The organism is Streptomyces sp. SID12501 (assembly GCF_010550245.1).
In the GTDB taxonomy this organism is placed as follows: Bacteria; Actinomycetota; Actinomycetes; order Streptomycetales; family Streptomycetaceae; genus Streptomyces.
On the sequence record NZ_JAAGLU010000806.1, the window covers coordinates 1 to 419 of the forward strand.

Below are 419 nucleotides of genomic sequence, written 5' to 3' on the forward strand. Positions count from 1 at the left end.
CTTCGACTTGCCGATCGCGAGAGCGAGGTTCGCTTCGTGACGCGTGCCGTCGCGGAGCTCGACGCGATCGCGATGACAACCGAGCTCGGCCAGGTCCTGGTTACGACGCCCGAGCAGACGGTGCTCGACCTCGCGCGTGCGGATCCTCGGGCTGAGGACCTGGACGCCCAGGAGGTTATCGACGCCCTGTGGCCGGAGTGCGACCCCGCCGCGCTCGAGGAGATCGCCGGCCGCCAGCGGATGCGAGCCACCTACCGACGAGTCGTGGCGAACCGATGACGGTCTCCCAGTACGACGAGTGGGCGGCTGTTGCCGAGCGCTTCGGCGTCGACATGGAACAGGTGCGCCGGGACCACCTGATCTCGCACCTGCTCGGCGCGATCGCCGCGGGAGTGCCCTCTGACGACGTCGTCTTCTTC

The 419-nt window shown here is 68.7% G+C and carries 1 protein-coding gene; it reads left to right on the forward strand.

From position 1 onward, the window contains the following. A partial coding sequence (locus G3I71_RS48555) for a type IV toxin-antitoxin system AbiEi family antitoxin (RefSeq protein WP_203733212.1) occupies positions 1-279 on the forward strand: 279 nt, incomplete at its 5' end. Positions 280-419 lie beyond the last annotated feature (140 nt).